Consider the following 20,658-nt stretch of genomic DNA (forward strand, 5'->3'; position numbering starts at 1 on the left):
CTCTAGTCTACTCTATTCTGTAATGGAGCTATTTTTAGCGCTTCGACCACATCCTCAAGCTTCATGCCTCGGGAGGCCTTAAACAAGACAACATCTCTGGATTGGAGATTCTCCAGTAGATATCGGGTCAATTCTTCCTTGCTCTCAAAAGTGTGTACGGCTTCTGCTGGCATGTTTTGTCTTGCTCCTTCTGCGATACTCGCAGATAAAGGGCCATAAGCCAGCACCATATTCATTTTGTCGGGTGTAATATATTCACCGATTCCCCGATGGAGCTCATGCTCCTGAGGCCCCAGTTCTAGCATATCACCGAGCACGGCAACTTTGATCCGATACCCCTTAAGGCCCTCCAGCACATCCACAGCGGCTTTCATGGAGGTTGGACTAGCGTTGTAAGCATCATTGAGCATGGTCAAACCACTGACCCCGTTAATAATCTCGATGCGCATGCCGGTTAATTTCAAACGTGACAGTCCTGCTACAATCTGTTCAGCAGCCACTCCAAAATGACGGGCAACCGCTAATGCAGCAAGACAGTTGACCACATTATGTGTCCCCAATAATGGCAGTGTAAGAGCATCCTCTCCAAACTGCTTGGTTGTAAACGCAACCCCACTCTGTGCATTCATAATTCCAGTAGGATAATCATCGTTATCCGTCTGCAAGCCAAATGTATACCGTTGAAGCCCTTCAGGCAGCTTAGTCGCTGGCTCCGCCAGAACCTGCTCAATCAACGGTTCGTCGCCGTTGTATATCAGCAATCCACCTGGTTTCATGCCAGCAGCAATTTCAACTTTTGCCCGAGCAATCTCCAATCGAGATCCCAGTTGAAGTAGATGGGATTCACCAATATTCGTGATGATTGCGACATCCGGCTGGGCAATTAAAGATAATTCTTCAATCTCTCCTCGGCCGCTCATGCCCATCTCCAGAATTACGATCTCAGTGTCTGGTTCCATGCTAAGTACGGTAAGCGGCAAACCAATATGATTATTGAAATTGCCTTGGGTCTTATGCACTTTGAACGTGGTAGACAGAATGGCATCCACAATGTCCTTTGTTGTTGTTTTACCATTGCTGCCTGTAATGCCTACAACGGAGGCCTTGTTTTCTTTTAAATAGGAGGACGCAAGCTCCTGCAATGCAACCAGGGTATCCTCCACAATAATCACAGCACCTTGAGGTGCAGCTCCATGATCCTTTTGCCATAAAGCTCCGGCAGCGCCCTTCTCTACACAGGTTTGCACAAATTCATGTCCGTCAAACCTTTCGCCAACAAGCGGGATAAAGAGACTGCCTTGAATGGGCTTACGCGAATCTGTAAATACACCTTCAACACCAACATCACCATAAGCAGCAATGTCAGTTAGTGTTCCTCCACACATCTCGGCCAATTGTGCCAATGTTCTTTTTATCAATTGGATTTGCCCCTTATCGCTTCTTTCGCTATGATCCGATCGTCAAAGTCCGTCTTGGTTGTGCCGATGATTTGATAGGTCTCATGCCCCTTGCCCGCAATCAATACTACATCGGCAGGGCTTGCCATTTCAATAGCTTCATGAATCGCCTGGCGCCGATCCACAATCATCGTATAACAGTCAGGTTGAATGGCATCTTCAATCAAGCCCTGTTCAATATCCTTGAGAATCAGATCGGGATCTTCTGTCCGTGGATTGTCGGAAGTAACAAATACGATATCGCTATACTTCGCAGCAATTTTGCCCATTAGAGGCCGCTTCGTGCGATCTCGGTCACCACCACATCCAAATACGCAGATCACACGGCCTTCAGCAAATTCCTTCACCGTCCGCAATACGTTCTCCAGGCCATCTGGGGTATGAGCATAGTCAACAATGACTGCAAAAGACTGTCCTTCGTCAACAGCCTCAACACGTCCATCTACGCCGGGTACCGTTTCCAAACTACGTTTGATCTCCTCCAGCGGAATGTCTTCAACCAGAGCAGCAGCGATGGCAGCCATTGCGTTATACACATTGAATTTGCCTACCATGCGTAAACGAATATCAGTGCTGCCTCTGAATGTGTCTACATGGAAAGAAGTCCCCTGCGAGGTAATTGAAATCTGGGATGCGCGTACATCCGCATTTTCCTCCATGCCGTATGTAATGACTTCAGCTGCCGTTACAGATATAAAGTAAGCTGCAGCGGGATCATCTGCGTTGATTACTGCAAATTTGCGCTTGGAAGCATCCTCGGTATATCCGTTACCCAACCGTGCAAAGAACAGTCCTTTCGCTCCACGATATTCTTCCATGGAATGATGGTAATCCAGATGATCCTGCGTCAAATTGGTAAATACAGCCGTACGGAATTCCGTCCCCTTCACCCGACCTTGCTCCAAAGCGTGGGATGAAACTTCCATAACACAACAGTCCGTGCCTGCTTGAACCATATCATTCAGACTGCGCTGTAGATCAAGTGCTTCCGGTGTAGTACCTGACATCGGGTATGTGCGCCCGTCATAGCGCATTTGAATGGTCCCGATTAATCCTGTTTTTTGACCAAAGTCACTCATGATTTTTTCAATTAAATAGGTAGTCGTTGTTTTTCCGTTGGTTCCCGTTACACCAATCATATTCATCTTACGGCTTGGTGAGTCAAAAAAGGAATCTGCCAGTACAGCCATGGCGAAACGGCTGTCTTTTACCAGCAACTGCGGAACAGGCAGATCCAGCTCTCGTTCCACAACCAGAGCGACAGCTCCAGCGTTTACAGCCTTCTCAGCATAGTTATGTCCGTCAACCGTATGTCCTGGAAGACAGATAAACAGATCTCCCGGTTGTACCTGGCGAGAATCTGTCTGTAGGTTTTGACATTCTGTATTTGGTTCGCCAATGACACGGGCGGTTGTTAGCATTGATGAAAGTTGTTTTAAAAGCACATGAATAACCTCACTTTTTCCAAGTTTACTTCAATTTCAACAGTTCTCTGTAATCATTAATATCGTAAACACAGCCAATTAATGAAACGCAACTCAGTGCATTTTGTTGCGGTGGGGATCAAGAGCCCCATCAGGGCTCTTGTCCTTCCTCCTTGGTATGATCATGAATATCATTCAGAACATCACCCATATAGATGCGTATAGTAGAACCCTGATCAACCCGTGCTCCTGGTTTTGGAGCCTGGTTAATGACATATTTCCCACTGCCGGATTTGGCCAGCATAAAGTTCATATTCAGATCCTCATACAGGTCTTCGACCGTAGCTCCTGTCAGATCGGGAACCGTCACGATTTTGGTTTCTCCATACTTGTATTCTTTGGCTACCTGATCCTTTCGAACCGGAACATTCATATAATGCAGCGCATCCTCCAGAATGTTCTGTACGATCGGTGCGGCAACCACGCCGCCGAACTGAATCCCTTTCGGGTTATCCACCGCAGTATACACAACAATCTGCGGATCATCCGCTGGAGCAAAACCGATAAAGGATACAATATGCTCGGTAGAGGAGTAACGTCCATTGATTACCTTCTGGGCCGTACCCGTTTTTCCGCCAACCCGGTATCCATCAATAAACGCCGGACGTCCCGTACCCTTGGCGACGACACTCTCAAGTGCTTCACGTACTTGCTTGGACGTATCTTCCGAGATGACTTGACGAACCAGTTCCGGCTTGGCCTCTTCCATCACTTCACCCGTTTCGGGATGAACCCAAGCCTTTGTAACATATGGCTTGTATAGTTTACCACCATTAATAGCTGCTGACACAGCCGCTACTTGCTGAATCGGCGTAACGGATACCCCCTGACCAAAAGCAGTGGTCGCAAGCTCCACAGGACCGACCCGTGACAGTTTGAACAGAATCCCGCTGGCCTCACCACTCAGATCTATGCCTGTTTTGGTGCCAAAACCGAAGTCTTTAATATAGGAGAATAATGATTCTTTGCCCAGCCTCTGACCCAGTGCAACAAATCCAGGGTTGCAGGAGTTCTCCACGACTTGGAGGAAGGTCTGACTTCCATGGCCGCCCTTTTTCCAGCAACGCAGGCGAGCGCCTCCAACTTCAACAAATCCGGGATCATAGAACTGATCCTGCGTCAGATTTACTTTTTTCTCTTCAAGTGCTGCTGCGAGCGTAATAATTTTAAACGTTGAACCCGGTTCGTACGTCATCCAGATCGGTAAATTCCGGTTGTATACATCGGCCGGATATTGCTGATAATCGGCTGGTTCGTATCCGGGTCTACTGGCCATGCCAAGGATTTCACCCGTCTTAGGGTTCATGGCAATAGCAAGCGCCGAGTTGGCCTGGAACTTGACCATAGCCTGATCCAGCTCGCGTTCCATGATGGACTGAATCGATTTATCAATAGTCAGCTTCAGGTTCAGACCATCCTTTGGTTCCACATACTTCTCAGATGAGCCCGGCATAAGCCTTCCGGCCGCATCGGACAAGTAGGACACACTGCCATTCAAACCGTTCAGCTTATCATCATACTTTTTCTCTACACCCGTTAAGCCCTGATTATCAATACCCGTAAAACCAAGAATATGAGCCGCCAGATCATCATAAGGATAAAAGCGTTTATTATCCTCAGCAACAACGATACCCGGAAGCTTCAAATCACGGATGTGCTGAGCTTTCTCCATCGTAATTTTGCGGCCACCGGGTTGTAGTCGTACAATTAGTTCTCTTTTCTTGATGGTTGCCAGCACTTTCTCTTCGGTCATCCCCAGCAAAGGAGCCAGTGCTCTTGCTGTTGTCTCCGCTTCCTTGACCTGGGCAGGAATCGCCATAATGGTTGGTGTGGTTATATTGTAGGCGAGAGAGGTTCCATTTCGATCCAGGATCTCTCCCCGTTTGGCTGAATAAGGAATATTCCGCCGCCAAGACTCTTCCGCTTTCGCAGAGAGTTCCGGTCCTTTCCCTAACTGTACATAAGCAAGCCTGATTACCAAGGCTGAGAATAACAGAACTAAAATCACTAAACTCCATAACAACCTACGCCGCAGATTTACGCTTGACCCCTTCACGAAAAGATCCCCCCACTCGTCCCAAAATCATGATTGTGTTCAATTCATGAATATTCAGGACAACCGGGGGTTAGAACAAGCTGTCTGTGATCTCTATGGAAGCGAAGCCCCGTCCGAAGTGTTACCAGACGATTTTGTCTCATTTGAAGGTGGATCCGTTTTGCCCGTTTCTTCGGTGTTCCCCGTTCCATCAGCTGCTCCCTGATTGTTAGTCTCGTCCCCTAATGCTGGATCAGAAGACTCAGGAGCTTCATCTGCTATACCGGTAACTGCCGCTTTGGCCGTCTGCAGCACAAGCTCAACCGTTCTCTGTTCGCCTGCCACCTGCTCCGTTTGCTTCACCACATATCCTTCACCTTTAACGGTTACGCCCACTTTCATGAGGGAGAGCACTTCAAGTGCATCTCGTAGAGATTCGCCAGTCAGATCAGGGATCTTCATTTTGCTGCTCTCTTCGGTCAAAAGGTAGATTCGTTGGCCAGGATTCATGGCTGCACCCGCCACAGGATACTGGCGAATGACATTTTCACCCTGACCAAGCGTCTCATAGGCAATTCCTGCGTTCAAAAGTTGGCTTCTAGCCTGTTTGGCTGTCTTACCTGACAGATCAGGAGCTTTAGCTTGAACGACCGGCGTTGTTTTTGACTTTTTGTCAGTGGTCTTTACTGTATCTTTGGGAACTCCCATGTATTGAAGGGTCTGGCTCACAATCTTCTTGAATACCGGAGCAGCTGCAGTACCGCCGCCAATATTGGCACCGTCAGGCTGGTCAATCACAATTAACATCGCGATTTTGGGATTATTTACAGGTGCAAATCCGATAAACGAAACGACGTCTTTGGATTTACTGTATGTCCCATTCACAACTTTTCTTGCCGTACCCGTTTTACCAGCCACACGGTATCCTTCGATATAAGCATTGCGCCCTGTACCAATCGTTTGGTCGGCTACAACCTGTTCCAGATACCCACTCACCAGTTTGGAAGATTCCTTGGAAATGACCTGACGAACGACCTTCGGCTTGATTACTTCTGATGTACCGTCATTCGGGTTAATAATTTCCTTTACCAGATGCGGTTCCATAAGTTTGCCGCCGTTGGCAATGGCCGAAATGGCCGCTACCTGCTGGATTGGCGTTACCTGTACGAGACCATGACCATATGCTGCTGTGGCAATTTCCGATTTATAAACCAGCGGCTTGATTGGTGAAGCCGATTCACTCGGCAGATCAATGCCCGTCTTTTTACCAAAACCGAATTGGTCTATGTAATGACGCAAACGTTCACCGCCAAGCATGTTATAGCCCAGATTAACGAACGCAATGTTACTTGAACGTTTGACACCTTCCAAGTAGGAAATCCGGCCATAGGCGTGACCGTTATCACTGATTGGGTAGCCACCGATATAGACTCGCTTGGATTCAAACGTAGCATTCGGATCAAACAGCTTCTCTTCAACCGCACCCGCCAGAGTAACAATTTTAAAAGTAGACCCTGGTTCATAGATGGATTGTATCGCATGATTGATAAAATTCTTCTGATCCGGCGTTTCCGCATACGTATTAGGATTAAAGGTCGGCCAATTGGCCATTCCTAAGATTTCCATCGTGTTAGGATCTGCTGCAATGACAGTCATGCTCAGTGGATTGTACTGGGCTACCGCTTCTTTCATTGCATCTTCGATGTAGTACTGAATTGTATCATCAATCGTCAGTTTCAAGTTACTTCCATTCTGCGGTGGAAGGTAGTTGTCCTGGGAATCAGGCAGCTTGTACCCTTTGGCATCCTTCTGATAGTTCAGATAACCATCTGTACCTGTAAGCTGTTCATCATACGAGACCTCAAGTCCGTTAACCGCTTTGCCATCACGGCTCATGTATCCCAGCAGATGAGAGGCGAGCGTTTCTTCTGGATAAAATCGCTTCGACTCCTGTGTCATGACAATCGCGTTTTTAGCCTTGTAGTCATCCTGAAGTTTTTCGCGAAATTCGTCTACTTTAGCAGCGAGTTCAGGGCTAATTTTATACCCTTCACTGCGCACTTCACGTTGTTGAAAGAATGTCCCATCTTTCTTTTTGGCTGTTACAAGTGCGCGCATTTCACTCTCGCTTTTACCCAATAAACTAGATAATTTGTTAATAACCACATCTTCAATCCCAAGTTTATTAATCATCTCCGGGTTTACAGATACCGTGTAAGCAGGTGCATCTGTGGCCAGGATGTTACCATTGCGGTCTGTGATTGTCCCGCGACTGGCCTTGATGGTTTGTTCACGTTCGACCAAACCAGCTGCTCGCTCCTGCCAAATACCGCCATTAACAACCTGAATAAAGAATATGCGGGTTATTAATACAAGAAAAAAGAGGGTAATACATCCCCCTATAAGCAGCGTGCGCATCTTTATTCTTTTTACCATCGGTACACCTCTTTTGCTTCAGCACTTTGTATGGATTGATACAAAATGTTCTACTTATTTGCTGTATCCGAGGACGATTCAGTACCTGTCGAGTTCGTTGCACTTGTTGAGCGAGGTACAAAAATGACATCCTTACCGGAAGCCTCAACATAACCAAGTTTGCGAGCATTCTCGATGACCAGATTGTTCAGTTTTTCTTTCTCCACTTGCAGATCTGCAATCGTTTTCTCTGCGTCTCTCACATCAGACAACGTCGTCTGTGCCTGCTTATTCAGATCATAGATGTGAGCGTAACGTGACATCATTACACCACCCACAACAATGACTGCAACCAGAGTAATCAGATACAAAAATTTCTCGCGTGCCGGAAGACCGGTACGACGGGTCACCACTTTGGTAGTTTCCTTGTACCGTTGCTGGGCCACACGTTCTTGGGACGCTTTTTCTTTCACTGCCAGATTACCACGTGTATATGCCATACAAAGGCTCCTCCTCCGCTCTTGATTTACAGTTTCTCGGCTACGCGCAGCTTCGCTGAACGAGCACGGGAGTTTTCGGCCAGTTCCGTTTCCGTTGGAATCAGCGGCTTTCTGTTCACTAAACGCATGGTACCCTTACCGCCGCAAACACACAACGGAAAATCGGGAGGGCATGTACATTTCTCCAGATAACTGCTAAAAATCTGTTTGCAAATTCGGTCCTCAAGTGAGTGAAAAGTAATAACAGATACACGTCCGCCCGGTGCCAAGCACCGAACGGCCTGATGTAACGCTTCTTCGAACGCGCCCAGCTCATCATTAACCGCAATTCGCAATGCCTGGAAGCTGCGTTTTGCAGGATGTCCTCCGGTACGACGAGCCGCCGCCGGAATCCCTTCTTTGATCAATTCCACCAGTTCGCCAGTAGTCTCAATAGTGGATTGCTTCCTCTTTTCAATAATGACACGCGCAATTCGTCTAGAGAATTTCTCTTCACCATAGCGATACAAAATGCGGGCAATCTCCTCTTCCGGCCATTCGTTAACAATCTCTTTGGCGGTAAGGGATGCGTCCTGATCCATACGCATATCCAACGGAGCATCGTGATTGTAGCTAAATCCACGTTCTCCTTCGTCGAATTGCGGCGATGATACCCCCAAATCGTACAAAATGCCATCTACCTGTGGCACGCCATCTTTCATCGGTACATCCAGTTCTTTCAGTACCTGTTCGAGATCACGGAAATTGGTTTTCACCAATGTAATCCGCTCTCCATATGGAGCCAATTTTTCACGCGCGTTATCCAAAGCCCAATCATCCTGATCCAGTGCGATCAGACGTCCCCCTGGACCGAGCTTGGATGCAATCACGGAGCTATGTCCGCCACCGCCTAAAGTGCAGTCCACGTATATACCGTCCTGCTTGATGTTTAATCCCTCTGTTGCCTCTTCTTTGAGTACGGTTATGTGGTGAAACAACCTGCACCCCTCCTGACTTTATAGATCAAAATTAAAATCGACCAGCTTTTCGGCAATGTCGTTGAATGCTTCTTCGGATTGATTGAAATAACTCTCCCATATGCCTTTGCTCCAAATCTCCACCCGGTTCGACACGCCAAGAACAACGCAATCCTTGTCCAGCTTGGCATACTCTCTAAGATTGCCCGGCAAATTTACCCTGCCCTGTTTGTCCAATTCACATTCGGTGGCACCCGAGAAAAAAAACCGGGTAAACGCACGTGCATCGGATTTCATCAACGGCAGTGCTTTGAGCTTCTGTTCCATGACCCCCCACTCCTCCATGGGGTACACGAAAAGACACTGGTCCAAACCCCGTGTGACAACGAAAGACGGTCCCAGAGATTCGCGGAATTTAGCCGGAATAATAACCCGACCCTTGTCATCAATGCTATGTTGGAACTCCCCCATAAACATTGGCCCACTCACTCCTCACCCGTTTCTCCCACTTTGCCCCACTTTCCACCACCTAAGCATAATAGATTCGCACAAAAAAATCAAAACCCTTCTTACGGGCTTTACTTTTTTTTAATTTCCAACCGCAAAAAAACGTCTTTGATCCTGTCACTCAGGATCAAAGACGTTTCCCGTTTACGGGCAATCGCACGTACACCCGCATATGAGCCATATCATTAATAAACCATTTTAAACCCTTTGAAGCACTTAATCAGCTTGTAATTAATGGATGCCTCTTAGAATTTCCAGCTGTCCAGATATTTTTCCTGCTCGGCGGACAAAGAGTCGATGGCAATATTCAAGCTTTCTAGTTTGTAACTGGCAACCTGTTGGTCAATGTCATAAGGTACATTAACAACGGTTTTACCCAGTTCCGCATAGTTCTCGCTCACATAACGCAGACCCAGCGCTTGCAATGCAAACGTTGTATCCATAATCTCAGCAGGGTGTCCATCGGCTGCACCCAGGTTTACGAGGCGTCCTTCAGCCAGCAAATACATCTTACGGCCATCTTTGAAGCGATATTCTTCAATGTTGCGGCGTACGGTACGAATCGAATCGGAACGTTTAGCAAGTTCAGGTTTGTTTACTTCCACGTCAAAGTGACCCGCATTGCTAAGAATTGCTCCATCCTTCATCACATCGTAATGCTCTCCAGTAATCACATCTTTATTGCCGGTAACAGCGATGAAGAAATCACCCAATTTTGCAGCTTCTACCATCGTCATGACACGGAATCCGTCCATATGTGCTTCTACGGCTTTAATAGGATCAATTTCAGTTACGATGACATTTGCTCCGAGCCCTTTGGCACGCATCGCTACACCTTTACCACACCATCCATAACCCACTACAACTACGTTTTTTCCTGCAACGACCAAATTAGTTGTACGGATGATACCATCGAATGCAGACTGACCTGTACCGTAACGGTTATCAAACAAGTATTTGCAATAAGCGTCATTGACTGCAACCATTGGGAAACGCAATTGTCCTTCTTTCGCCAAAGCTTTCAAACGAATGATGCCCGTTGTCGTTTCCTCTGCTCCACCACGAATGGTGGCAGCTAGGTCAGGACGTTCAGATGCAATGATAGTGGCAAAGTCTCCACCGTCATCAATGATCAGATCAGGTTTCACTTCAAGTGCACGAAGTTGCAGTTCTTTGAACTCAACAGGGTCCGGATTATATTTGGCATACACAGTAACGCCGTCTTCCACCAGAGCAGCACAAACATCGTCCTGTGTTGACAATGGATTGCTGTGTGTAATCGTCACTTCTGCACCACCAGCTTGAATGACTTTCGCCAGGTAAGCTGTTTTGGCCTCAAGGTGAAGGCAAATGGCTACTTTCAAACCTTTAAACGGAAGATCCTGTTCAAATTGGCGACGAATGCGGTTTAACACCGGCATATGTGCTTCTACCCAATCAATTTTCAGATGACCTTCCGAAGCGAGTCCCATATCCTTAACGATACTGTTTTGCAATGCAGGGGTAGTCATTCCTCATCCTCCTCGATTATCTATTCCTTCTATTATAAAAGGTCACTACAATGTGATCACTTGGTGTTGTCCACGGAACTCGTTCTGACTTTCAATCAGTTGTCCGATCCACTCGGTTCCATAACGGTTCAGGTAAAAGAGTACGTTATGTACTCGTTCCTGTGGTTTGTTCATGGGAAAGAGTGAGTTTTGCATCCCGTTCCAGTGTCTTAGACTCACATTGTGTTTATCTTTGATGGCTTTGTGGGTCTGCTGTTGCAGATATTGCATCTGTTCGCTGATCTTACCTACATTGGTATCTCCAATTCGGTCCAGACCAGGATGGATCTCTGTGATCTGATCAAGTAATGGACGATATAGATCGGCAAATGCTTGCTGAACGCGCTCGAATTGTTCATCGACCTGGAAGGTCTCCTGCTGTGCCAGCCATTGTTCCTTCTTATCTTCCATATGATATTGAACGTCCTGGAAAGAAAGACCGTACTGCTTCATATGCTTGTGATGAACATCTTCCAAAATGGTAAAGGACAGACGTGGAAGCAAGATAGGCATCTGCAGCCCAAAGCGTCCAAACGCTTCACGTGTCAATCCCCAGTACGCGATCTCACCTTGACCTAAGATAACAGCCGCTACAGGTAAAATGGAATCTTGCATCAATGGCCGGGTCAATACATTGTTGCTAAACCGCTCGGGATGTTCAGCCAGTTCCTGAAGCAGTCGATCTTCTGTAAATGAAACCAGACCTTTACGGTCGCTGTACAAGCCGTCTTTCAACATCAGAAGCAACCGTGCCCCTTCATGTATGTAAAACAGATTGGCCCCATCTTCCGCAACTTCAGCTGGCATGGCATATCCGGCTTGTTCCAATGCGGAGGCACCTTGTGCATATGCTTGGCGTAATGTCCCATTTTCACGAATCAAACGCTCAAATACAGGCTGCTCAAGCCTGCGCAAGTCTGGATCTGCAGCATCCATCAGAATAAGTCCACTGCTGCCAAACAATGCTGAGATTAACCGAGCAAACGCATCACTCAGATTCGAACTCGACTGATGAATTTCCGTAACCAGCTTCATCAAACCAGGTTTGTGCACCGTATCCGGTAACAGATGCTCCACCTGCTTCAGCACGGTCATCCATTGTTCTGTTTCCACATGGACATAACTCACAGAATCCCTGCCTGCAAACCGCCCTTGTAACTTGATCTTCGTCATGTCACCGTTGGCGTCAGGCAAGTATGTGTGGTTCACTTCATCCCAGTCATGGTCTTCGCCTGCAATCCAAAAAACGGGAACGACCGGCCGTTGTAGCCTGTTCTCCGCTTCCCGCGCAGCTGCAACTACACTTGCTGCTTTATAAATTACAAACAACGGACCAGTAAGCAGGCCGCTTTGCTGTCCTCCCGTAACAACCAACGCTTCTTGTTCCGCGAGACGTGTGATGGATTCATGGACTGCACCATGATCGTTCACCCGTTTATTATATATACGTAGATACTCTGCCAGATGTTGACGAGGAATACGTGTGTTCTCCGATTGGTCTAGCCACTCGGCACGCGTATGAAGCCCCGATTCCCAGCGAATGTCATATTGGTAAAGGCCACGCGCAGCATCCCTTGAACAGACATAGTCTTCTGCAAGTCGCGTTCCGCTGCGGAGTGCCTCGGTAATACCTTTCATGAGGTCTGCCTCCTATTCTGCTTCAAAGAGCCTTTCTTGATTGTACCGAATGAGAGCCCTCTTCGTCAAAAGAAAGTGCATCAAAAAATAAAAAACCGCCGAACAAAGTCGGCGGTTTGATATTCATGGATAAGTCCAAATGAAAATTGTACTTTTTATACGTAAGGTTCTGCTACCCAGTGACCTTTGGATATCTCAATCAATTGAGCGTTCTGCAGGTTGTATGGATCATTTGCAGGACCACCAGATCCATTCTTAAGTGCTTGTTCTTCCGGCAGCAAAATGCGACGTTTGCTCGCTTCTACTTCCGGATCAGGTACAGGAATCGCGGACAGCAATGTTTTGGTATAAGGGTGAATTGGATTAGCATAAAGTTCTTCACTTTCTGCCAACTCCACCACTTTACCCATGTACATTACAGCTACACGGTCACTGATATGTTTAACCATGGACAAGTCATGTGCAATAAACAGGTATGTCAAGCCGAGGCGTTGCTGAAGTTCTTCAAGCAAATTAACGACCTGAGCCTGAATGGACACGTCCAATGCAGACAATGGCTCATCACAGATGATGAATTTAGGGTCTACAGCCAATGCACGGGCAATCCCGATCCGTTGTCTTTGACCACCTGAGAATTCATGTGGATAACGGAGTGCATGGCTAGGATTCAGACCTACAAGATCAAGCAATTCTTCAACGCGTCTCTTCCGCTCTGCCCGACTTGACGCCAGACCATGAATATCAAGAGATTCACCGATGATATCCATAACGTTGAAACGTGGGTTCAAAGATGCATAAGGATCCTGGAAAATCATCTGCATATCTTTACGCATTTCTTTCATCTTGCGCGGAGACAGCTTGTAGATGTCCGTTCCATTAAAGTTAACATTTCCGCCTGTTGGCTCATAAAGGCGCAGAATTGTACGGCCAGTTGTGGACTTACCACAGCCCGACTCCCCTACAACTCCAAGTGTTTCGCCTTCAAAAATATCAAAGCTAACATCATTAACCGCTTTTAGAATGTTGCCTTTGCCCAAGTTGAAGTATTGTTTCAGGTTCTTCACTTGAACCAGCGGCTTGTTGGCACCTTTGATAATACCAACTGGAGTAGGCTTTTCTTTTTTAGGCTCGTCCAGACGAGGGAGAGCATTCAGCAATTTAATCGTGTATGGATGTTGAGGATTACTGAAGATTTCAGCAGTTGTTCCTGTTTCAACAACTTCGCCTTCCTTCATAACGACAACACGATCACACATTCCTGCCACTACTCCAAGGTCATGCGTGATAAGCATGATCGAAGTTCCAAGCTTTTGCTGCATGTCTTTCATAACATCCAAGATTTGTGCTTGAATCGTTACGTCGAGTGCAGTTGTTGGCTCATCCGCAATCAGAAGGGATGGACGACATGCCAAGGCAATCGCAATCATAGCACGCTGGCGCATACCACCGGAAAATTGGTGTGGATAATGGTTCATACGCGATTCCGCATTTTTGATGCCTACAAGTTCGAGCATTTCCAATGCGCTTTTTTCAGCTTCTTTTTTGGACATATTCTGATGCTTGCGCAGTACCTCGGTAATTTGCTTACCAATTTTGATGGTAGGATTCAAAGAAGTCATTGGATCCTGGAAGATCATGCCGATATCTTTACCACGGATGGCTTCCATCTGTTTATCTGTCTTATTCAGCAGGTCCTGCCCGTGAAAAGTAATTTCTCCGCTTTTGACCTTCGAAGGCGGGGAGGGAATCAATTTCATGATGGTTTGGGCAGTAACACTCTTACCACTACCGGATTCACCTACGATCCCCAGCGTCTCTCCTTTGCCAAGTTCAAAACTCACATTTTTAACGGCATCAAACTCACCAGAACGCGTCGTGAATGACACACTCAGGTCTTTGACTGTTAAAATCGGCTCCATAATCCCACCTCCTATTTCTATTTACGTAATTTTGGATCAAGCGCGTCGCGCAAGCCGTCACCAAGCAAGTTAAATGCGAGCATTGTCATAACCATCAAACCTGCAGGGAACCACATCCGCCAAGGATACAGCGTCCAGCCTGTAAGTGCATCATTGATCATAGATCCAAGAGAGGATTTAGGTGCAGATACACCCAATCCGAGGAAGCTCAAAAATGCTTCTGCGAAGATGGCATTTGGGATGGACAATGTCAATGTAACGAGTATTGGTCCGACAGCATTTGGCAACAAATGACGGAAGAGTTGACGTCCAGTGCTTGCGCCCATGGAACGAGCAGCAAGGATAAAGTCTCTGTTTTTGAGTTGCATAATCTCACCACGCACAATCCAGGACATACTGATCCATCCTGTAATGGTAAGTGCAATGATAATCGTTGTCAGACTTGGCTCCAATACAACCAGCAACAGGATAACAACGAGCATGTATGGCAGGGAGTACAAGATCTCGGAGAACTTGTTCATGATGCCGTCAACACGTCCACCGTAGAAGCCCATAATGGCTCCATAAATTACCCCGATGACAAGGTCAATCAAAGCAGCAGCCAAACCTACAGTAAGAGACACACGTGCACCTACCCAGGTTCTTACCCATACATCACGACCCAGTTCATCTGTTCCGAACCAGTGTTCAGCACTCGGTGCAGCATTGGCATTCAACAAATCATTGGAATAATAATTATAACTTGAGAACAACGAAGTTGGACCAATCATAGAGAAAATGACAACAAGGACTAGAACAGCCAAACTAATCATAGCGGCCTTGTTGGTTGCAAGTCTGTACATAGCGTCTTTGAATAGCGATACACTCTCTTGCGATTTCAACGCTGCCTGACTATCCAGGCCTGTGTTCGCCGTTTCATTATTGTTGTTATTCTTGCCAGACAACGTTATGCCCCCTTCCGGCTTTCTAGCTTAATTCTAGGATCAATCAACACGTAAGCGATATCTGTCAGGAAACGTGCAAGCATCAAGAGAATACCATAGAAGATTGTAATCCCCATGATCATCGTGTAATCACGATTCGTAATACTCTCTACAAATACTTTACCAATTCCACCAATATTAAAGATTTGCTCAATAACAACGGAGCCTGTGATAATATTTGCTGTCATCGGACCAACGTAAGTAACGACTGGCAGAATACCGTTCCGTAAAACGTGTTTAAACATGATAGCAGGCCATTTCAAACCTTTGGCTTTGGCTGTCTTGATGTAGTCTGCATGCAACACTTCCAACATGCTTGAACGCGTCAAACGTGCGATAAAGGCAATTGGAGATGCTGACAATGCGGCAACCGGAAGCACATAGTCGAGCGGGCCATCGAAGCCCATAACATTAAACCAGCCGAGTTTGAATGCAAAAACATATTGCACCAGGGATGCGAGCAAGAAACTCGGAACAGCAATCCCGATAACAGCCAGAATCATCGTAATATCATCAATCAACTTGCGATGGTACACTGCGGCAATAAGCCCCAACAAGACACCCACAACAATTGAGATAATAATCGCAAAGATTCCTAGCTTCAGCGATGCTGTAAACGTTTGAGTGATCATACCCGTTACATCTTGATTCAGGTATTTCATAGAAACCCCGAAATCACCTTTGATGATTCCACCCATATACTTCAGGTATTGTTCATACATCGGTTTGTCCAAACCATACTTCACTTCCAAAAGTGCCCGGATTTCAGGAGATACTTTTTTCTCGGATGTAAAAGGGTCACCCGGAATGGCCTTCATCAGGAAGAAGGTTGCTGATGCGAGTATGAAAAGCGATAGCAGCATAAATAGCAGTTTTTTCAGCACGTACTTAACCAACCCTTGCACACCTCCACAAACAATATTTTGTATACAAATCGATTGTAGAATTAGACAAGAATAATGTCCAATCCATTTATCGGAAATTTCAAGAATTATAAGGAAAATCGGTGCACATACAAAAAAATCGGGATATATATGGAATTCCACATATATATCCCGAAGTAATCATATAGACTTCAGAACAACTTATTTCTCTTCCAGATATGCACGAGTGAAGTCAATAGCTCCACTGAAATCAAGTTGTATGCCTTTCAGGTAAGGCTTAGTCAAAGATACGTTAGTGTAGTAATAAATCGGCAATACGCCCATTTCATCTTGAATCAGGATTTTCTCAGCGTCAGCAAAAGCAGCCATACGAGTAGCTGGATCTGCAGATTTTACAGTCTCTTTAACATCTTTGTCATACTGTTCGTTGCTGAATTTGGAATCATTGTTTGTGTTTCCAGTAGTCCACATTTCCAAGAAGTTGTACGGATCGTTGTAGTCAGCAGACCAGCCCGCACGAGCGATTTGGAAGTTTTGGTTTTGACGGTTCTCAAGGAATACGCCCCACTCTTGGTTTTCCGTTTTCACGTCAACACCAAGGTTTTTCTTCCACATATCAGCAACAGCAAGCGCGATTTTCGCGTGACCGTCACTAGTATTGTAGATCAAAGTTACTGCTGGCAATGTTGTGTAGCCTTCTTCTTTCATACCTTCAGCAAGCAATTTCTTAGCTTCTTCTACGTTCTCAGTGAAGTAGTCATCTTTGTGCTCATCACGGAATTCGCCGTTTTCACCGCGGATACCTGGAGGTACAAAGCCGAAAGCTGGAATTTGTCCACCTTGTGTTACTTTGTCAACGATCAATTGACGCTCGATTGACATTGCAAAAGCCTTACGGATTTTAACGTTGTTAAATGGAGCTTCATTAACGTTGAACTGGTAGTAGTAAGTACTTGCAATACCAGTAGCTTTAAACTCGTCCGGCAATTCCGCTTTTACAGAAGGAATTTGGTCGGAAGGAATTTCACCGTTAGGTGCGCCTGTGTAGTCCAATTGTCCAGACTTATAAGCTTGCAGTTCGGAAGCACTGCTGTTTGTCAGGGACATGTTAATTTCAGACAATTTGATGTCAGAAGCTGCATGGTAGCTTTCGTTTTTCTTCACGACGATTTTTTGACCTTTAGCGTATTGATCCATTGTGAATGGTCCGTTAACGATCATGTTTTTGTAGTCTGTGAAGAATTTGTCATTCGTGTCAGCAGACTTGTGTACTGGGTAGTACGTGTAGAATGCTGTCAGACCCAAGAAGTAAGGTGTTGGGTTTTCCAACGTTACTTCCAGTGTGTGCTCATCAGTAGCTTTAACACCTACTTGAGAGAAGTCTGTGATTTTAGTACCTTTATATGTTTCGTCTTTGCTCAGGTTGTAACCCTCAGCACCTTTGATGTAATACAATTGGTAAGCATATGGAGAAGCTGTTTCCGGTTTCAAAGCGCGTTCCCAAGAACGTACAAAGTCTTCGGCAGTGATTGCATCACCGTTGCTCCATTTAGCATCCGGGTTCAGGTTGAAAACATATTTCAGACCATCTTCGGAAATTGTCCAGTCTTTAGCAACACCTGGAGCTTCTTTGCCATCAGGGTCGATACGCACAAGACCTTCATACAAGAATTTCAGTACAGTGTTGGTTTGGCTGTCTTTTGCTTGAGCCGGGTCTAACGTAGGAGGTTCAGCTGACAGGTTAATTTTCAGGACTTGATCTTTAGCAAGACCATTTCCTTCGGTTGCAGAACCAGTATCGGTGTTACCTGTGCCTTCGTTTTTCGATCCGCACGCTGCAAGTACGGTACCGAACGCCAAAATCAGCGTCAAAAGGACTAATAGACTTTTCCTTTTCATCTAACACTTTCCCCCTAAATTGATGTGGTATATGTTTATAGATTATACAACCACCGGTCAAAAAAATCTACATTACTTTTTCAGAAAGTAATGTTTTTTTCAGTTTTCGACAAAATCGACACATTTTTTAGCCCTTTTGCGTTATGTATCCTCACATCTGTTTCATGAAGTATCTAAATAATCCAAATATAGTAAACAAAACATACCCAAAACTCATTATGACAAAAGCCATGCGCCAAACGGCCCGGAACATTCTACCCCTATCGACCTTACCTTTGAGCCGATTTTGTGCACCTCCGATGAATCCAAGCGCTATTAGTATGAGTATTAGTGTTAAATAAAATCCAAAATTCGAATCAAATGTTAAGTTGAATAACGCCGATACAGAGAATATAAGGAATAAGGTTGTTACATCCATTGCCGAGCGCAGCGCCACACGCTTATCTTTTTTCCATCCATACATGATCCAATACACAAGAAAAAATGGAAAGAACGGCAGTATGCTCAGCACAATAAAAAATCCCATTAACTCACTCCTTCCGGTTGCATACCTTCAATCAGATGAAGCAGTACTTCATGCATCGGAGCGGATAGGCCACACCGACACGCCATGCTTACGATTTGCCCGTTAATGGATTGCACCTCCGTTTGTTGTCCATGCAGAACATCCGACAGCATGGAAGATGTATTTGAGGCTGTGGAACGACAGACGGAGAGGATTTGTTCCCACACATCAACATCAAGAAGTATTCCGCTTGCTCTGTATACCGCCAATGCCTCATCGTACAGCTGACGCATAAACACGATTCGCTCTTCCTTTGTAATTAACTCACCGTTAGGAATACGCCATATCGCGGTAAGAGGGTTAATGACAGCATTGATTAACAACTTCCTATAAATCAGCTTATCGATTTCATTCGACACTGTACAGCCAAATCCTGCCTGCTGCAAAAGTCCCTGTAAACGAATGGGGTCATTTTGATTCATTGGCGTTAGAGGTGAGATACGTACATCTGCACTTTTGCCCAACCAGGTCTCTCCTATACCTGCACGGATGACTCCATCTTGCTGACGTTTCGCCCCTTCTGTAGTTATGACGCTGTATATATTAGAATGCGGCATATTGGATTGCACATGATCCAGATGCCCAACCCCATTTTGGAAACATGCGATGTTGAGCACTTGCGTCTTCAATGAACCAATTTCACGTATAACATCAAGTATCGCTGTCTGTTTCACCATTAATAGTAGCCAATCTCCAGGTGAGTGTTGCCACACTCGGGTTAACTCCGTAATCGGCTTGACCTGGATATGATCAGGTGTAATCTGGATGGTTTTCTCCCGTTCGATGACCTTAAATCCTTCTATACTCAGTTTATTTGCCTGTTCAGCCGTTCTGGTCCAAAACCGAACCTCGTTGCCTGCGTCCTGAAGCTTACCTCCATACAAAAGACCCAGTGACCCTGATCCTACGACGTCAATGATCATGCTGCATCCCTACCTCTGCTCCAATAATTGCTTTTATCTATAATAGAACAAAAACAGCAAACAAAAAACCCATCATACCCGCCGTTATGTAACGGAGGTGTGACGGGTCCTGATCTAATGCTGATCATCAGATACAATTTGCTTTTATTCAATTCGTTCCAGATTCCCGTTGGCATCCATTTTGAATCTCGTTTTGAGTTCCTCTTCTTCTTCTGTCAGAAATGCGAGTCTGCGAGCACGATCCATAATCTGAATCAGTGCTTTATAATCGTCGTTTACAACACGATAATCAGTCTGTACTTCATTCACTTCCTTAGACAGACGATCATTCTCGCAACGCAGTTCATGAAGTTCATCCTCTTTTTCACGAAGCTCTTTCTCAAGCATCTTGAGCTGACGACCGTTTTCCTGCACAGTTCCCTTCCATTGCCGCAAGAATCGTATAACTGCATCAATGGATAGAGAATCTTCCGAAATACCATCCGCTTTGTATAGATTTTCTTCTGTATCCAGGGTGGACAAAGCTGCTACTTGTGGTCCAAGCAAAGCCGGTTGTTTCCGGAGATAACTCCGTTTTTGTCGTTGAGCCTTAGCATTGCTAATAGCAGACTCATACTTCTTACGTACACAGCTGTTCCAGCGAAAACCGCAAGCGGCAGAAGTTCTGCCTATTTTTTCGCCAACCTCTTCAAAAGCAGCTAGTTGTGTACTTCCTTCCCGAATATGACGCAAAGTAACCTCAGCCAAAATCAAATCGTCCTCTGTACTCCAAGCATCCTGTCTCACTGCAGTCATGCTATAATACCCTCCTAACAACATCCTAAAATAACCGTCCCCATAACCGATTTCCCGGTATGTGAATTAGGTATAAAAGCTGCTTCATTCATTCTTATGCCTCTCATAGAGTTCATAGAATTGATTTCATACTAAAATGTATTTCCAC

The 20,658-nt window shown here is 45.7% G+C and carries 16 protein-coding genes; all 16 read right to left on the reverse strand.

Going from position 1 to position 20,658, the window contains the following annotated elements:
* Positions 1-2 precede the first annotated feature (2 nt).
* Positions 3-1,415: a UDP-N-acetylmuramoyl-tripeptide--D-alanyl-D-alanine ligase gene (locus PTQ21_RS27375; RefSeq protein ID WP_274570576.1), complete on the reverse strand. Its 1,413-nt coding sequence runs from the start codon at positions 1,413-1,415 to the stop codon at positions 3-5.
* Complete coding sequence (locus PTQ21_RS27380; RefSeq protein ID WP_090953439.1) at positions 1,415-2,902, reverse strand: UDP-N-acetylmuramoyl-L-alanyl-D-glutamate--2,6-diaminopimelate ligase; 1,488 nt, start codon at positions 2,900-2,902, stop codon at positions 1,415-1,417. The genes PTQ21_RS27375 and PTQ21_RS27380 overlap by 1 nt, the downstream gene beginning before the upstream one ends.
* A 130-nt stretch (positions 2,903-3,032) precedes the next feature.
* On the reverse strand, positions 3,033-4,997 hold the full coding sequence (locus tag PTQ21_RS27385) for a stage V sporulation protein D (RefSeq protein ID WP_053781224.1): 1,965 nt from the start codon (positions 4,995-4,997) through the stop codon (positions 3,033-3,035).
* Between the two features lie 93 nt (positions 4,998-5,090).
* Positions 5,091-7,412: a penicillin-binding transpeptidase domain-containing protein gene (locus PTQ21_RS27390; protein ID WP_274567825.1), complete on the reverse strand. Its 2,322-nt coding sequence runs from the start codon at positions 7,410-7,412 to the stop codon at positions 5,091-5,093.
* A gap of 50 nt (positions 7,413-7,462) precedes the next feature.
* Positions 7,463-7,891 (reverse strand): hypothetical protein, encoded by a 429-nt coding sequence (locus tag PTQ21_RS27395; RefSeq protein ID WP_063566991.1) that lies wholly within the window; start codon positions 7,889-7,891, stop codon positions 7,463-7,465.
* Between the two features lie 26 nt (positions 7,892-7,917).
* Entirely contained in the window at positions 7,918-8,868 is a 951-nt protein-coding gene (rsmH, locus tag PTQ21_RS27400; protein WP_063566992.1) for a 16S rRNA (cytosine(1402)-N(4))-methyltransferase RsmH, read from the reverse strand.
* An 18-nt stretch (positions 8,869-8,886) separates the two neighbouring features.
* Positions 8,887-9,324 (reverse strand): division/cell wall cluster transcriptional repressor MraZ, encoded by a 438-nt coding sequence (mraZ, locus tag PTQ21_RS27405; protein WP_017687291.1) that lies wholly within the window; start codon positions 9,322-9,324, stop codon positions 8,887-8,889.
* A gap of 275 nt (positions 9,325-9,599) precedes the next feature.
* The gene (locus PTQ21_RS27410) at positions 9,600-10,865 is read right to left on the reverse strand and encodes an adenosylhomocysteinase (protein WP_274567826.1); all 1,266 of its coding nucleotides are present in this window, start codon (positions 10,863-10,865) and stop codon (positions 9,600-9,602) included.
* A gap of 45 nt (positions 10,866-10,910) precedes the next feature.
* The gene (bshC, locus tag PTQ21_RS27415) at positions 10,911-12,542 is read right to left on the reverse strand and encodes a bacillithiol biosynthesis cysteine-adding enzyme BshC (protein WP_072734489.1); all 1,632 of its coding nucleotides are present in this window, start codon (positions 12,540-12,542) and stop codon (positions 10,911-10,913) included.
* A 155-nt stretch (positions 12,543-12,697) separates the two neighbouring features.
* Positions 12,698-14,461, reverse strand: a complete 1,764-nt coding sequence (locus tag PTQ21_RS27420) for an ABC transporter ATP-binding protein (RefSeq protein WP_063566996.1) — start codon at positions 14,459-14,461, stop codon at positions 12,698-12,700.
* Between the two features lie 17 nt (positions 14,462-14,478).
* Positions 14,479-15,360 carry an ABC transporter permease gene (locus PTQ21_RS27425; protein WP_371121656.1) on the reverse strand — a complete coding sequence of 294 codons (882 nt, stop codon included), beginning with the start codon at positions 15,358-15,360 and terminating at the stop codon, positions 14,479-14,481.
* 47 nt (positions 15,361-15,407) lie between these two features.
* On the reverse strand, positions 15,408-16,307 hold the full coding sequence (locus tag PTQ21_RS27430) for an ABC transporter permease (protein ID WP_420800385.1): 900 nt from the start codon (positions 16,305-16,307) through the stop codon (positions 15,408-15,410).
* Between the two features lie 222 nt (positions 16,308-16,529).
* On the reverse strand, positions 16,530-18,227 hold the full coding sequence (locus PTQ21_RS27435; protein ID WP_063566999.1) for a peptide ABC transporter substrate-binding protein: 1,698 nt from the start codon (positions 18,225-18,227) through the stop codon (positions 16,530-16,532).
* A 151-nt stretch (positions 18,228-18,378) separates the two neighbouring features.
* Entirely contained in the window at positions 18,379-18,753 is a 375-nt protein-coding gene (locus PTQ21_RS27440) for a DUF3397 domain-containing protein (protein ID WP_063567000.1), read from the reverse strand.
* On the reverse strand, positions 18,753-19,715 hold the full coding sequence (locus PTQ21_RS27445) for a ketopantoate reductase family protein (protein WP_274567827.1): 963 nt from the start codon (positions 19,713-19,715) through the stop codon (positions 18,753-18,755). The genes PTQ21_RS27440 and PTQ21_RS27445 overlap by 1 nt, the downstream gene beginning before the upstream one ends.
* A 144-nt stretch (positions 19,716-19,859) precedes the next feature.
* Positions 19,860-20,510 (reverse strand): RsfA family transcriptional regulator, encoded by a 651-nt coding sequence (locus tag PTQ21_RS27450; protein ID WP_063567002.1) that lies wholly within the window; start codon positions 20,508-20,510, stop codon positions 19,860-19,862.
* Between the last annotated feature and the right edge of the window lie 148 nt (positions 20,511-20,658).

Origin of the sequence: Paenibacillus marchantiae (assembly GCF_028771845.1) — a bacterium.
In the GTDB taxonomy this organism is placed as follows: Bacteria; Bacillota; Bacilli; order Paenibacillales; family Paenibacillaceae; genus Paenibacillus; species Paenibacillus marchantiae.